The sequence below is a fragment of the Streptomyces sp. NPDC002868 genome (assembly GCF_055563295.1).
This window is the reverse complement of the sequence record NZ_JBVHDR010000005.1, coordinates 204,982-218,140: the sequence shown is the minus strand read 5'-3', so window position 1 is coordinate 218,140 and position 13,159 is coordinate 204,982. Positions and strand designations below refer to the sequence as shown.

At 71.3% G+C, this 13,159-nt stretch carries 11 protein-coding genes; 5 read left to right on the top strand and 6 right to left on the bottom strand.

Annotated features, from left to right (window positions below; genetic code table 11):
- Window positions 1-34: 34 nt before the first annotated feature.
- Genes ACZ3H8_RS17665 through ACZ3H8_RS17655 form a run of 3 tightly spaced genes read left to right on the top strand, consistent with a single transcriptional unit; the run spans window position 35 to window position 3,665 of the window.
- Window positions 35-340, top strand: coding sequence for an SHOCT domain-containing protein (locus ACZ3H8_RS17665; RefSeq protein ID WP_467402678.1), 306 nt, complete (start codon window positions 35-37; stop codon window positions 338-340).
- A complete protein-coding gene (locus ACZ3H8_RS17660) occupies window positions 337-1,098 on the top strand; it encodes an ABC transporter ATP-binding protein (protein WP_467402676.1) in 762 nt (253 codons plus the stop codon). The genes ACZ3H8_RS17665 and ACZ3H8_RS17660 overlap by 4 nt, the downstream gene beginning before the upstream one ends.
- A complete protein-coding gene (locus tag ACZ3H8_RS17655; protein ID WP_467402673.1) occupies window positions 1,095-3,665 on the top strand; it encodes an ABC transporter permease in 2,571 nt (856 codons plus the stop codon). The genes ACZ3H8_RS17660 and ACZ3H8_RS17655 overlap by 4 nt, the downstream gene beginning before the upstream one ends.
- 87 nt (window positions 3,666-3,752) lie before the next feature.
- On the opposite strand, the gene ACZ3H8_RS17650 is transcribed toward ACZ3H8_RS17655, so the two are convergent.
- Window positions 3,753-4,244: an ATP-binding protein gene (locus ACZ3H8_RS17650; RefSeq protein WP_467402671.1), complete on the bottom strand. Its 492-nt coding sequence runs from the start codon at window positions 4,242-4,244 to the stop codon at window positions 3,753-3,755.
- 181 nt (window positions 4,245-4,425) lie between these two features.
- Window positions 4,426-4,749 (bottom strand): hypothetical protein, encoded by a 324-nt coding sequence (locus tag ACZ3H8_RS17645; protein WP_398985838.1) that lies wholly within the window; start codon window positions 4,747-4,749, stop codon window positions 4,426-4,428.
- A gap of 198 nt (window positions 4,750-4,947) precedes the next feature.
- On the opposite strand from ACZ3H8_RS17645, the gene ACZ3H8_RS17640 reads away from it, so the two are divergent.
- The gene (locus ACZ3H8_RS17640) at window positions 4,948-6,081 is read left to right on the top strand and encodes a PLP-dependent cysteine synthase family protein (protein ID WP_467402668.1); all 1,134 of its coding nucleotides are present in this window, start codon (window positions 4,948-4,950) and stop codon (window positions 6,079-6,081) included.
- A gap of 15 nt (window positions 6,082-6,096) precedes the next feature.
- Here ACZ3H8_RS17640 and ACZ3H8_RS17635 read toward each other — a convergent pair whose 3' ends face one another.
- The 3 genes from ACZ3H8_RS17635 to ACZ3H8_RS17625 all read right to left on the bottom strand — a co-directional run bounded on the left by ACZ3H8_RS17635 (window position 6,097) and on the right by ACZ3H8_RS17625 (window position 7,996).
- Entirely contained in the window at window positions 6,097-6,579 is a 483-nt protein-coding gene (locus ACZ3H8_RS17635) for an SRPBCC family protein (protein WP_467402666.1), read from the bottom strand.
- A 61-nt stretch (window positions 6,580-6,640) separates the two neighbouring features.
- Window positions 6,641-7,144, bottom strand: coding sequence for an SRPBCC family protein (locus tag ACZ3H8_RS17630; RefSeq protein WP_467402663.1), 504 nt, complete (start codon window positions 7,142-7,144; stop codon window positions 6,641-6,643).
- 6 nt (window positions 7,145-7,150) lie between these two features.
- Window positions 7,151-7,996 carry a DeoR/GlpR family DNA-binding transcription regulator gene (locus tag ACZ3H8_RS17625; protein ID WP_467402662.1) on the bottom strand — a complete coding sequence of 282 codons (846 nt, stop codon included), beginning with the start codon at window positions 7,994-7,996 and terminating at the stop codon, window positions 7,151-7,153.
- A gap of 224 nt (window positions 7,997-8,220) precedes the next feature.
- Between ACZ3H8_RS17625 and ACZ3H8_RS17620 the strand changes: the two genes are divergently transcribed.
- A complete protein-coding gene (locus tag ACZ3H8_RS17620) occupies window positions 8,221-10,671 on the top strand; it encodes a hypothetical protein (RefSeq protein ID WP_467402660.1) in 2,451 nt (816 codons plus the stop codon).
- Here ACZ3H8_RS17620 and ACZ3H8_RS17615 read toward each other — a convergent pair.
- Window positions 10,641-13,034, bottom strand: coding sequence for a right-handed parallel beta-helix repeat-containing protein (locus ACZ3H8_RS17615; protein ID WP_467402658.1), 2,394 nt, complete (start codon window positions 13,032-13,034; stop codon window positions 10,641-10,643). The genes ACZ3H8_RS17620 and ACZ3H8_RS17615 overlap by 31 nt on opposite strands.
- Window positions 13,035-13,159 lie beyond the last annotated feature (125 nt).

Sequence of the window (13,159 nt, the reverse complement as noted above, 5' to 3'; positions counted from 1 at the left end):
CGCACCACCATCGCCACCGAGGAGCTGAGCCGAGATGAACACCCTGGCGTACGCAGACGGGCCAGGCCCGTGGATTCTCTTCTTCCCGCTGATCTGGGCGGCCGTCGTCGTCGGCGTCGTCACCGTTCTGCGCCGCACCGGAGTGTGGCGCGGCCGCCGCGGCCCCTGGCAGGGACCCCGCTCGACGCAGAGGCCTGGCTCGGTGCACGGCGAGAACTCGCCGATCGCGCTGCTCGGCCGCCGCTTCGCCGCCGGTGAGATCGACGAGGACGAGTACTGGCGGCGGCTGTCCGTCCTGGACGAGCAGTTCGGCCGTGTGGGCAAGGACGGTGCGGCATGACCGCCACCGCCACCCGGACCCGCACCGCAGCCCGGGTCGTCGACGCCGTGAAGATCTACGGCAAGGGCGATACCGAAGTGAGGGCCCTGGACGGGGTGAGCGTCGACTTCCCGGTCGGCCGCTTCACAGCGATCATGGGGCCCTCGGGCTCCGGCAAATCGACGCTGATGCACTGCGCCGCCGGGCTCGACACCCTCACCTCGGGCTCCGCCCTCGTCGGCGACACCGACCTCAGCGCTCTCGACGACCGCCGGCTCACCCTGCTGCGGCGCGAGCGCATCGGCTTCGTCTTCCAGGCGTTCAACCTCATCCCCACCCTCACCGTCGCCGAGAACATCACGCTCCCCATGGACTTGGCGGGGGAGCGGGCCGACCAGGAGTGGCTCGACGCCCTCGTCGACACCGTCGGTCTGCGCGACCGGCTGCACCACCGGCCCAGCGAGCTCTCCGGCGGCCAGCAGCAGAGGGTCGCCGTGGCCCGCGCCTTCGCCGGCCGGCCGGACGTCGTCTTCGCCGACGAGCCCACCGGCAACCTCGACTCCCGCTCGGGCGAAGAGGTGCTGCGGCTGCTCGGCCGGGCAGTGCGCCAGACGGACCGCACCGTCGTCATGGTCACCCACGACCCGGTCGCCGCCGCGCACGCCGACGAGGTCGTCTTCCTCGCCGACGGGCGGCTCGTCGACCGGATGGAGGCGCCGACCGCCGATCGCGTCCTCGACCGGCTGAAGGCCTTCGAGGCCAAAGGGGCGACGACATGAGTGGCAGCCGTGCCTCGCTGCTCATCAGCCTCAACTCGCTGCGCGCCCACAAACGGCGTTTCGCCGGGACGTTCACCGCTGTACTGCTCGGCGTCGCCTTCCTGGCGGGCACCCTCGTCATGGGCGACACATTGCGCGGCAGCTTCGACACGCTGTTCGCCGGCGCCAACGGCGGCACCGACGCCGTCGTCCGCAGCTCCAACGTCGTCACCGTCTCCGGCGAGAGCCAGGGCACCCGGCAGCCCGTGCGCACGGATCTCGTCTCGAAGATCGAGAAGACGCCCGGCGTCGCGGCCGCCGTGCCCAGCATCCAGGGCGCCGGACAGTTGGTCGGCGCGGACGGCAAGCCCATCGGCGGGCAGGGCCCGCCCACCGTCGCCGGCAACTGGATCGACGACCCGAAGCTCAACCCGTACCAGCTCGCCGAGGGACGTACCCCGGCCGGAAGCGGCGAGGTCGTCGTCAACCGCGGTGCCGCCGGCAAGGGCGGGCTGAAGATCGGCGACCGCACCGTGCTGCGCACCCCCGACCCGGTGCAGGTCACCGTCGTCGGCCTGGCCACCTTCGGCGGCGAGGACGGCATGGCCCAGGTCACCTACACCGGGATGACCCAGGCCGACGCCGAGAAGTACCTCACCCCGAAGCCGGGCGAGGCGGCGTCCATCCAGGTGCGGGCCGGACCCGGCATCAGCCAGCAGGAACTCGTGGACGCGCTGACGCTCGCACTCCCCAAGGGAGTCGAGGCGATCACCGGACAGGAGTCCACCGAAGAGAACCAGGACATGATCTCCGGTCAGTTCCTGAATCTGTTCACCACCCTGCTGCTGGTCTTCTCCGGCATCGTGCTGCTGGTCGCGACCTTCTCCATCTACAACACCTTCGCGATCGTCATCGCCCAGCGCACCCGTGAGAACGCGCTGCTGCGCGCGCTCGGCGCCTCCCGCCGTCAGGTCGTCGGCTCGACGCTCGTCGAGGCGGCCGTCGTCGCACTGGTCGCGTCCGCCGCGGGACTGCTCGGCGGCATCGGCATCGCCGCCGGACTGCAGGCGCTCTTCCCCCTCATTGGTTTCCCCTTCCCGGAAGGCAGCCTGGTGATCAGCGGCGTCTCGATGCTGCTGCCGCTCGCCGTCGGCGTGCTCGTCTGCCTCGGCTCCGCTCTGATGCCCGCCGTACGCGCCGGGCGCACCGCACCGCTGGCAGCGCTGCGCGAGACGGCCGTCGATCACTCGGCAGCCTCGCGGACACGTGCGTACGCCGGAACGGGCGTCGCCCTGGCCGGTATCGGCATCATCCTGGTCGGCGTCGTCGCATCCCCGTCCCTCTGGCTCGCCGCCGCGGGGGCGGTGCTGGCCCTGGCCGCCTTCGTGGTGCTCGGTCCTGTCGCCTCCTCGCTCGCCGTGCGCGTCCTGGGCAGGCCCCTCGACCGGCTGCGCGGAGTCTCCGGCAGCCTGGCCAAGCGCAAGGCCCTGCGCAGCCCCAAGCGCACCGCCGCCACCGCGACCGCGCTGATGACCGGCGTCGCTGTCGTGTCCCTGTTCACCGTCTTCGGCGCCTCGCTGAAGGCGACCATGGACCAGACGGTCTCCCGGTCCTTCGCCGGCGATGTCGCGGTCAGCGTCCCGGCGTTCGGCGCCGGCGGCAGCGGACTCAGCCCGAAGCTCGCCCCGGCCATCGCCGCACAGCCCGAGGTGCAGACCGCGGTAGGCCTCGGCAAGGGCGTCGCGGAGGTCGACGGCGCGGGACGCCGGCTCACCGTCACCGACCCGGTCGCGCTCGGCAGGGCCTTCGACCTCGGCACGGTGCGGGGCTCGCTCGACGGGCTCGGCACGAACGGCATGGCCGTGGCGGACACCGAGGCGGACAAACGGGGCTGGAAGCCCGGCTCCACCGCCGAACTCGCCTTCACCGACGGCAAGAAGCAGACCTTCACGGTCCGCGCGGTCTTCGAGCAGTCGGAGCTGGCGGGCGACTATGTCATCACCCGAGAGGCCTGGGCCCCGCACCGGGGACAGGACTCCGACACCCTGATCGCCGTCAGCTTCAACGACGGGGTGTCCACCGCCGACGGCACCGCGGCGGTCGAGAAGACCGCGGCGGCGTACGGCAATCCCGAGGTGCAGACCCGCGACGAGTACGCGCAGACCGCGGCCGGAGCCATCGACATGATGCTCACCCTGGTCTACGCCCTGCTCGCGCTCGCCGTGGTGATCGCGCTGCTCGGCATCGCCAACACCCTCACCCTCGCGATCCACGAACGGACCAGGGAACTGGGGCTGTTGCGTGCCGTCGGACAGACCAGGAGCCAGCTGCGCTCGATGGTGCGCTACGAGTCGGTGCTGGTCGCCGCGTTCGGCACGGCAGGTGGCCTGGCGCTCGGCGGACTGCTCGGCTGGGTGCTCGTCAAGGCGTCCGAGGGCGCCGGCGACACCGCCTTCGCGTTCGCCGTACCGCCGGTGCAGCTCCTGGTGGTCGCGCTGGTCGGTCTGTTGGCCGGAGCGGTTGCGGGCTGGCGGCCCGCGCGCCGCGCCGCCCGCCTGGACGTACTGCGCGCCATCGCCACCGAATAGTGCGGCAGAAAATCCAGCCGCCCGGCGATTGAGGGCCGGGGTCTGGGGCGGAGCCCCGGTCAGTGGACCCCGCTCAGTGGACCCCGCTCAGCTCGCGATGGTTGACCGCACGGTGGCGTGTTTGCACAAGGGGCCGTCGGTTGTCGCCCCGTACACCACCGGATACGGCGGCAGCGCCACGGGCGACGGCGCCGAGAGCGTGAACCAGACGCTCTTCCCGGTGTCGCCCTGGGGCCGTACGCCCCAGCTCTCGCTCACCGCCGCTATCAGCGCGAGCCCGCGGCCGGAGGTGGCGAAGTGGTCGGAGTCCTCGACCGTCGGGATACGTGGATCGTGGTCATGAACCGAGACCGTGAGCCGGTCGAGCAGCAGCTCGATCTCCACGGTGCACATCTTGTCCGGCTCGGCGTGCTGGTGGACATTGGTCAGCAACTCGGTGACGCCGAGTGCTGCCTGGTCGATCAAGGGATCGAGATGCCAGTAGCGCAATTGCGCCGAGATGATTCTGCGGACCTGACCGATCCGCGACGGCAGGGCCTGGAGCTCCACCGTGCAGTGCCTGCTTGGCTGGCTGATCACGGCTGCGACTCCCCGAATGAGGTCCGGAAGAAGACGAAGGATCGGATCCAGCAGTTGGCTGGCTGCTGATTTGTCCGGCGGGCTGGATCGCAGCGTGACCGCCGGTGCACCCTGAGTGATGTGAGACCAGCGTGAACCATTGACCACGGTCCCGCAACTCGCAGCACCCGGGTGGTTACTCTCAGCTCCTGGTGCCGCCTGCGCCGCGCAGCGCCTCCAGGAAGCGCCCGGCCAGCGCCCGGCCCTCAGGCCTGCGGCTGCGCTGTCCCATCGTGAGCCGGTACCTCTTGCCGTTGACCGTCGCCACCGTGCTCGCCTCATCGGCGAACCAGGGCTTGCCGGCCCTGACCCCGCGGACAGGAGCACTCTCGATCACCCGGCCGTAGCTGGTGAGCAGCGCCAGCCTGCCGTCCTTGATCCGCACTTGTCCGGCCTTCGTCAGCGAGCGCGGCCACCGTTCGATCCGTACGCCCGTAGCGCTGAATTCGGGCTCTGCCATCCCCATGGACTCTCCGCCCCTTCACACCGTTTCCTGTTGGCAGTCTGCACAACTCCGGGCGTATGCACCAGTACGTGTGGAAGGACCCGGGCAAGTCCAGCCCTGCAAGTGACTCCTATGGATGCCCAAAGTGAACGTTTGTGCAGGTGGGGGGCTTACTGTGGCATGTGGGGACCGAAGTCGACAGGACGAGGAACGGCGCGCATGAGCACGAGTGAGAAGCCAGTGACGGGCGAGGCGATGCCGACCGTCGATGTGGACCGAAGCAATCCGGATTACCGGGCCTGGCTGAAGGAGGCGGTGCGCAAGGTCCAGGCCGACGCCAACCGCTCCGCCGACACCCACCTGCTGCGATTCCCGCTGCCCGAGGAGTGGGGCATCGACCTCTACCTCAAGGACGAGTCCACCCATCCGACAGGCAGCCTCAAGCACCGCCTCGCGCGATCGCTGTTCCTGTACGGCCTGTGCAATGGCTGGATCCGGCCTGGCAAGCCCGTCATTGAGGCGTCCAGCGGCTCGACCGCAGTCTCCGAGGCGTACTTCGCCAAGCTGATCGGCGTCCCCTTCGTCGCGGTGATGCCGCGCACCACCAGCACCGAGAAGATCCGGCTGATCGAATTCCACGGCGGCCAGTGCCACTTCGTCGACGACTCGCGGAAGATGTACGAGGAGTCGGCGGCGCTCGCGGAACGGACCGGCGGCCACTACATGGACCAGTTCACCTACGCGGAACGGGCGACCGACTGGCGCGGCAACAACAACATCGCCGAATCGATCTACCAGCAGCTGAAGTTGGAGCGCTATCCCGAGCCCGCGTGGATCGTCGCGACGGCCGGCACCGGCGGCACCTCGGCGACCATCGCCCGCTACGTCCACTACATGCAGCACGACACCCGTATCTGCGTCCCCGACCCGGAGAACTCCTGTTTCTTCGACGGCTGGACGAACCACGATCCGCACGCCAGCAGTGACTGCGGCTCCCGCATCGAGGGCATCGGACGGCCGCGCATGGAGCCGAGCTTCGTGCCCGGGGCCATCGACCGGATGATGAAGGTGCCGGACGCGGCGAGCGTCGCCGCCGTACGTGCCCTGGACGCGGCCATCGGCCGCAAGGCGGGCGGCTCCACCGGCACCGGCCTGTGGAGCGCGCTGAAGATCATCGGCGAGATGCTGGCCGACGGGCGCAAGGGGAGCGTGGTCACGCTGCTCTGTGACCCGGGCGACCGCTACCTCGACAAGTACTACTCCGACGCCTGGCTGGACGAACAGGGCCTGGACATCGCCCCGTACACCGTGGCGATCGAGGAGTTCCTGGACAGCGGCGTCTGGCCCGGCTGACCGCGTCGGTTCATGTCACTGCGCGGCGGACCGGGCGAGCCTGCGGCCTAGATTGCGGACCGCGCCGCGGAAGGACGTGGCCAGCCCCGGGCGGCCCAGCTTCAGGACGGCGAGCATCGGCGCCGGGGCGTCCGCCGCGAAGGTCCACTGCACCCGGGTGCCGTTCGCGGTGGGGGTGATCCGCCACTCCTCCAACAGGGCACGAAGACCAGGTGCGTTGGTCTCGTCGACGCGGTAGGCGTACCGCTCGCCGGGGTCCGTGGCCAGGATCGTCTCGAGGAAGAGGACGCCGCCTTTGAGCCTGATCTCGCGGCCCGCGCCCCCGTGGGTGGGTGTGGCCGAGCTGACAGCGGTGAACCACGAGGCCCAGCCCGGGACATCCTCGGCGAGCGCTTCGTACAAGGCCTGCGGCGAGGCCGACAACTCGGCCGAGAAGACCAGGCGCAGCGGGGCCGACTGGACGAAGTCGAGTTCCACGGGGCGGAGTCGGCGTGCCATGGACCGTACCTCCAGCTGGAGAGGGGTGGGGCGGGGCCCGCACACCATAGCTGGCGGACCGTCAGTTGTCCGTAGCAGGCGGCCTCGGCCGTGTGAGGAGTCCGTCCAGCGCGCGGCCGAACACCAGCCGCGCCACCCGGACGACCAGAGGGTCGAACAGCCGGGGAACCGGCCGGATACGGAGCTCCTCCACCCAGACCACCACGGCGCCGGACCCCTGGGGGAGCACCTCGATCTCCGCCCAGCCCTTGATCACGTGGCCGCGCTTCTCCAGCCGGCACAGCCCCGGCGCGCCGTCCTCGGGCGGCTGCCAGTGGACGACCTCCATCGGATCGTCGAAGCCGAAGCGGCCAAGTCCGAAGCGGTCAAGCCTGAAGCGGCCAGGGCCGGAGCGGCCAAGTCCGGAGCGCGCCACGAACACCGTGCCGACCCGGGTGGGTGACGGTGTCACCGAGGACACGGTTGTCAACGGCACCTGAGCGGCGTGCGCCCGCCAGTCGGTGACCCGCAGCCAGGCCTCATCGGCGGGCAGAGTAACGGCCCGTGCGATCCGGAAGGTGGTCACCCGGCGTCAGCCGTCCTGCCCGTCGGCGACCTCGCGACCGCCCGCCACCACCAGGCCGGGCAGATGCTCCGCGATCTCCTCGCGCGCCGCGGCCGAAAGACCCGCATCGGTCACCAGCGTGTCCACCTCCGCGAGCCGGGCGAACGAACTCAGGCCCACCGTCCCCCACTTGGTGTGGTCGGCGACCACCACGACCCGGCGCGCGGCCTGGACGAAGCGGCGGTTCGTCTCGGCCTCCGCCAGATTCGGCGTGGAGAGTCCGGCCTCCACCGAGATGCCGTGCACCCCGAGGAACAGCACATCGAAGTGGAGCGAGCGGATCGCCTGGTCGGCGACCGGCCCGACCAGCGAGTCGGAGGGTGTACGCACACCGCCGGTGAGGACCACCGTCGCGGCGCCGGAACGCTGGCCGCCCGCCGCACCCGCCCGCTGCGCCGCGTGGAACACATCCGCGACCCGCACCGAGTTGGTGACCACTGTCAGATCCGGCACCTCGAGCAGATGGTGCGCCAGCGCATAGGTCGTGGTGCCGCCGGACAGCGCGATCGCGCTCCCGGGCACCGCCATCTGCGCGGCCGCCCGCGCGATGTCCTCCTTGGCGCTCAGCTCAAGCGCCGACTTGGCCTCGAATCCCGGCTCGTGCGTGCTCGCCTCAACCACCGGCACCGCGCCGCCGTGGACCTTCTCGATGACCCCCTGCCGGGCCAGGGCGTCCAGATCCCGGCGCACCGTCATGTCGGAGACATTGAGCTTGCGGGTGAGCTCGTTGACCCGCACCCCGCCGCGCCTGCGCACCTCGTCGAGGATCAGGGCGCGCCGCTGCTCCGCGAGCAGGTTCTGGTTGTCGGTCACTGCCGGGGCCGGTCCTTCCATGTCGTCGTACACCGCTCGTCGTACCCGCTCGTCGTACACCGCCTGGGGCGAAGGTGGCTCATCCTCGCACGGGCGACGCGGCCCGTCTCGGGGAGATTCGGTGAGAGCCGTGCGGTGAGCTGCCATGATCCGGGATTCTGGTCATGAACTGCCGCGCGGCCGCGCACTGGTCGATCCTCCCATCGAGAGAGCGAGTCACAGAATTGTCCCCTGCCACTCCGGTCCCGCAGAGCGGAGGGCCCGCGCTGGAACTGCTGGTCCACGGCGTCGGCGGCGCCACCCCGCAGGACATGCTCGGCGACCCACGTACGGTCCGGATCTCCGGCGACGAGAAAGCCGCGGTGTTCCGGCGCACCGACGACGAGGAGGCGGAGCGCCACCCTGAGCGGTACGCGGACCGGCCCATCCCCGAGGCGTACTGCTGGTCCAACCTCACCTCGGGCAACGGCGCGCGGGCCCTGTGGCTGCTGCTGCTCCCCTTCATGGTGGTCAACCTCGCGCACTGGATGCGGCCCCGCGCCAAGGGCCGCGCCAGGACGACCCGGTTATACGGAGTGCTGGTGCGGCTCGTCGCGCTCAGCCTCACCGTGCTGCTGACGGCCGCCGCCTGCGAAGTCGCGCTGGACCTGGTGGCGTGGCAGTGCGCGGGCTCTCCCGACTGCACCCGGGAGAGGTCCTGGCTCGGCTTCCTGTCGAGCGCTCAGGGTGGCTGGTGGTCGCAACCGGGCCGCCGTCTCGCGCTCGCCGCGGTGGTTCCGGCCGCGCTGGTGGGGCTGCTGTGGTACCTCTCCAACCGCACCTGGAGCGCGTACGAATCCCAGCGGCCGCCGACCGGCGAAGACGTGGGGGAGGGCGAGGAAGGCCCGGACGAGGACGCGGACGAGGACGGGGACAAGGGCGAGGACAAGGGCGGCACGAAGCCGACCGTGCGGCCCGCGCTCGGCAGGCCCGGATTCTGGTACGGCCGCCGGCTCGTCGCCCGGCTGCGCGCCGCGCACACCGCAGCCGGATTCCTGACCGTCTCCGCCGCGGTCGCAGGGGCCGCCGCCCGCCACGACCGCCGAGCCGCCGGCACGGCGCTGGAAATCTGCGGTCTGCTGCTGGAGGCAGCTCTCGTCGTGGGGCTGCTCGCCGTGCTCTGGGTCGTCATCCGCAGGGGCCGCAGCGAGCGGCGGATCGACGCCCGCATCGATCGCGCCGCCGTCCGCTATCTGCCCGGCGCCGCCCTCGTACTGCTCGTGCTGTCCCTGCTGTACGCCTCCTGGTCCCGCCCCGGCTGGGTCTCCAGCGCCACCCTCCCCGGCGATGTCACCTTCCGCGTCATCGCCCTCGCCCAGGGCGCCCTGGTTGTTTCCCTCGCAGTGGCCGCACGCGTCCTGCACCGCCGCGCGCGCCACCCGCGTACCGCCATGTCCGGCTTCGGCGGGCCCGCCGTCGCGATGCTCGCATGCGCCCTGGGCGGGGTGATGACCGGCGGAGTCGCCCAGCGTGTGGCCGACTGGCTGGACGGCCCCGGCACGCCCGGCATGGACGGGGAGGGCTCGATTCCGGGGCCTCCGGTGCTGCTCAGTTGGCAGGCCTCGGTCATCCCCGTGCTGCTGATCGTCCTGTTCGTCCCGGCCGTCGTCCTTGCCGTACGGACCTGGCTGAAGGCCCGCCGGCTCGCGGGCCCGGTCGAGGCGGACTACGACGAGGGCCGCCCGGACGCCGTCCGCACCCGGCGGATAGCGGGCACCCGCGCCCGGGCCGCCCTCACCGACGCCGCCCCCTGGTTCGTCGGCATCGTCTCCGGCGCCACCCTGCTCCTCGGCGCGGGCGCGGTCGCCGGCGCCTGGGCGAGCGGCGAAGTGCCCGGCAAGGCGTTCGGTCACCGCGACGGCTTCGTCGAGTCCGCAGCGGAGGCCGCACAGTCCATCGGCTCCTGGCTAATCGGCTTCGGCTTCATACTCTTCGTCACCTGGGGCCGCCGCGCCTACCGCGACGCCTCGGCCCGGCGCACCATCGGCATCCTCTGGGACGTCGGCACCTTCTGGCCGCGCGCGGCACACCCCTTCGCACCCCCCTGCTACGCGGAGCGTGCCGTCCCCGACCTCACCTGGCGGATGTGCACCTGGACCGGACTCACCGGCGGACGGCTCGTCATCTCCGGCCATTCGCAGGGCAGTGTGCTGGCCGCGGCGGCCGTCTGGCAGCTGCCCGCCGCCACCCGCCGCCGGGTGGCGCTGCTGACGTACGGATCACCCCTGGAGCGGCTCTACGGCCGCTGGTTCCCCGCGTACTTCGGACCCGTCGCCCTGCGCGAGCTGCGCGGCGAGGTGAACTGCTGGCGCAATCTGTGGCGGCGTACCGACCCGATCGGCGGGCCGGTGCTGGTCCCTGCCGAGGGCGAACACCCCGCGGTGGACCGGGATGCACTCAAAGACCCGGTGGTGTACGGGCGTTCGGAACGGCATCCGCTGCCGGAACCGATCCTCGGGCACTCCGAGTACCAGGCCGACAAGGCCTTCGACAGGGAACGCCGGGAGCTTCTCGACCGGCTCACCCCGGCGGTGCCCCGGCAGGTCCAGGCGGAGACTCAGGCCCAGGGTCAGGCGGGGACTCAGGCCCCGGGTCAGGCCCAGGCTCAGGGCAGTTCGGGCAGATCCTCCGGGTAGAGCAGGGTCAGGTCGTCGGTGCTCGCCTCGGCGAGCTCGGCGACCCGGCCCGCGTGCCGCTCCACCATCGACTCGAAGGTCTGGCGGGCGGTGCGGCCGTTGCCGAAGGCGGGCCCCTTGGGCAGTGCGGTGAAGTACTTCAGCAGCGCCTCGCCGGTGCCCGTGCCCAGCCGGTACTCATGCTCCTCGGCCTGCTGCTCCACGATCCGCAGCAGCTCCTCGGGCACATAGTCGCTGAAGGTGATGGTCCGTGAAAAACGGGACGCCACACCGGGGTTGACGGACAGGAACCGCTCCATCTCCGCGGTGTACCCGGCGACGATCACCACGACAGCGTCCCGGTGGTCCTCCATCAGCTTCACCAGTGTGTCGATGGCCTCCTTGCCGAAGTCCCGCCCGGAGTCCTCGGGAGACAGGGCGTACGCCTCGTCGATGAAGAGCACTCCGCCGCGCGCCCGGTCGAACGCCTCCTGGGTGCGGATCGCGGTGGAGCCGATGTGCTCGCCGACCAGGTCCACCCGGGAGACCTCGACGAGATGGCCGCGCTCCAGCACCCCGAGCGAGGCAAGGATCTCGCCGTACAGCCGTGCCACGGTCGTCTTGCCGGTGCCGGGGGAGCCGGTGAAAACCAGGTGGCGGCGGGCGGAGGCGGCCTTCAGCCCCGCCTCCTGGCGGCGCCTGCCGACCTCGATCATGTTGGTGAGCGTGCGGACCTCGCGCTTGACGCTGTCCAGGCCGACCAGCGCGTCCAGTTCGCCGAGGACCGCGCCCGAGGTGCGCACGGGCTCGGCCGGCGCGGCCTCGGGGGCGCGCTGGTCGGGGATCGCGCTGAGCAGCCCCGGCGACTGGGTCGCGGTCAGCACGGCCGTCGTCTGCTCGGCCCCCGGCCGTACGCCGCTCTCGTCGCTGGTGCAGTCCTCGACGACCGAGCCGTCGTCCTCCGCCAGCTCGTAACCGCCGCGCGCACAGCGCTCGGTGCGGCAGCGGCTCAGCGTCGTGCGGCAGCCGTCCATCACATGGAAGCCGTAGCCTCCGCTGCCCGTGACCCGGCAGCCGCGGAAGGTGCCGCGGCCCTCCGCCGACACATAGAAACCGGCCTCGGCGGGCGAGGTGACCGTACAGCGTTCGATCACCGGATCGGCGCCCTTGGTGACGATCACGCCGGTCTGTGCGGCGTCGATGGTGCAGCCGTTGAGTGTGCCGCCGCTGCCGTGGTCGCGGAACCAGGCGCCGGTGGACGCCTCCCTGATCCGGCAGTCGTCGAGTTGCGCCGTCGCGCCGTCGCTCACCGACACCGCGGTGTTGCGGACCTGGGAGAGATCACTGTCGACGACATCGGCGCGCGAACCGCGGTCGAGTACGAAGATCGCGTCCGGGACGTCGTGCACGCGGCAGGAGTCGAGCACGGCGGTCGCGCCGTCGCTGACCCAGACGGCCGGATAGTCACCCGTACTGTCATGGATCTCGCACTGGTTGGCGTCCACCCGCGTGCCCGGGTCCCAGACCGACAGGCCGTTGCGCCCGAAGCGGCGCACCGTCGACCGCGTGAGCGTGAGCACGGACCGGGAGCGCAGATCGATCGCGTTCTCCGGGATGTCGTGGATGTCGCAGTCGGAGAGCGTGAGTACGGCGTCCGTGTCGAGGGTTATGCCGTCGGCCGAAGTGCGGTGCACGGTGGAGTCGGTGAGATGGGCGCTCGCGCGGGACGCGATCTGGACGCCGGTGCCCTTGATCTCGTACACCTCGCAGCCGATCGCATCGAGGCCGCTGCCCTCGCCGGTGACGGTCAGGCCCGCGCCCGACGCATGATGTACCCGGCAGCGCTCCAGCCTCGGATGCGCGCCGCCACCCACGGAGACGCCGGACCGGCCGGCCGAGACCACCTCGCACTCCTCGAACACCCCGCCGGCGCCGTCCAGTACGCCGATGCCGACGCCCGCCGGGTTGTCGACGGTGCAGCGGCGGACGGTGGGGCGGGCCGCGCCGCGCACTTCGAGACCGGCAGCGGAACGGGTGACGATCCGCAGATCGATCAGCTCGGGAGTGCCGTCCTCGACCAGCAGCGCGGGCGCTGACGCGTCCTGCCCCTCCACATGGAGGTCCTGGACGATGGCGGAAGCGCGCACGGTGAGAGGCACTCCGTCGGCGGGCGCGATGCGCACCGAGCCGACCGCGCCCTCGGAGCCGCGCAGGGTGACCGCCCGCTGGACGACGAGATTCTCGCGGTACGTCCCCGGCGCGACGGTGAGGATGTCACCGTCCCCTGCGGCCTCCAGGGCTGCGGCGAGTGAGGGGTACTCGCCCGTGCGGCGCCGCCACCGCGATGTGCCGGTGTGCGTCACCTGGACCGTGCCCTGTGCCATGGTGCTGCTCTGCCCCCACCTCGTGATCCTGCTTCCGCCGCGTCTCCGAAGGGGACGCCCCCTGACCCCCGAGGGGGATGCCCAACCGTAGCGCGCGCGACGAGTGGGAGTTGACGAGACGTGAC

What these genes read in the sequence shown, in the direction of transcription:
- ACZ3H8_RS17640 (WP_467402668.1), top strand. Translation starts at nt 4,948, where the DNA reads ATGAGCACGAGTGAGAAGCCAGTGACGGGCGAGGCGATGCCGACCGTC.
- ACZ3H8_RS17635 (WP_467402666.1), bottom strand. Translation starts at nt 6,579, where the DNA reads ATGGCACGCCGACTCCGCCCCGTGGAACTCGACTTCGTCCAGTCGGCC.
- ACZ3H8_RS17615 (WP_467402658.1), bottom strand. Translation starts at nt 13,034, where the DNA reads ATGGCACAGGGCACGGTCCAGGTGACGCACACCGGCACATCGCGGTGG.
- ACZ3H8_RS17665 (WP_467402678.1), top strand. Translation starts at nt 35, where the DNA reads ATGAACACCCTGGCGTACGCAGACGGGCCAGGCCCGTGGATTCTCTTC.
- ACZ3H8_RS17645 (WP_398985838.1), bottom strand. Translation starts at nt 4,749, where the DNA reads ATGGGGATGGCAGAGCCCGAATTCAGCGCTACGGGCGTACGGATCGAA.
- ACZ3H8_RS17660 (WP_467402676.1), top strand. Translation starts at nt 337, where the DNA reads ATGACCGCCACCGCCACCCGGACCCGCACCGCAGCCCGGGTCGTCGAC.
- ACZ3H8_RS17655 (WP_467402673.1), top strand. Translation starts at nt 1,095, where the DNA reads ATGAGTGGCAGCCGTGCCTCGCTGCTCATCAGCCTCAACTCGCTGCGC.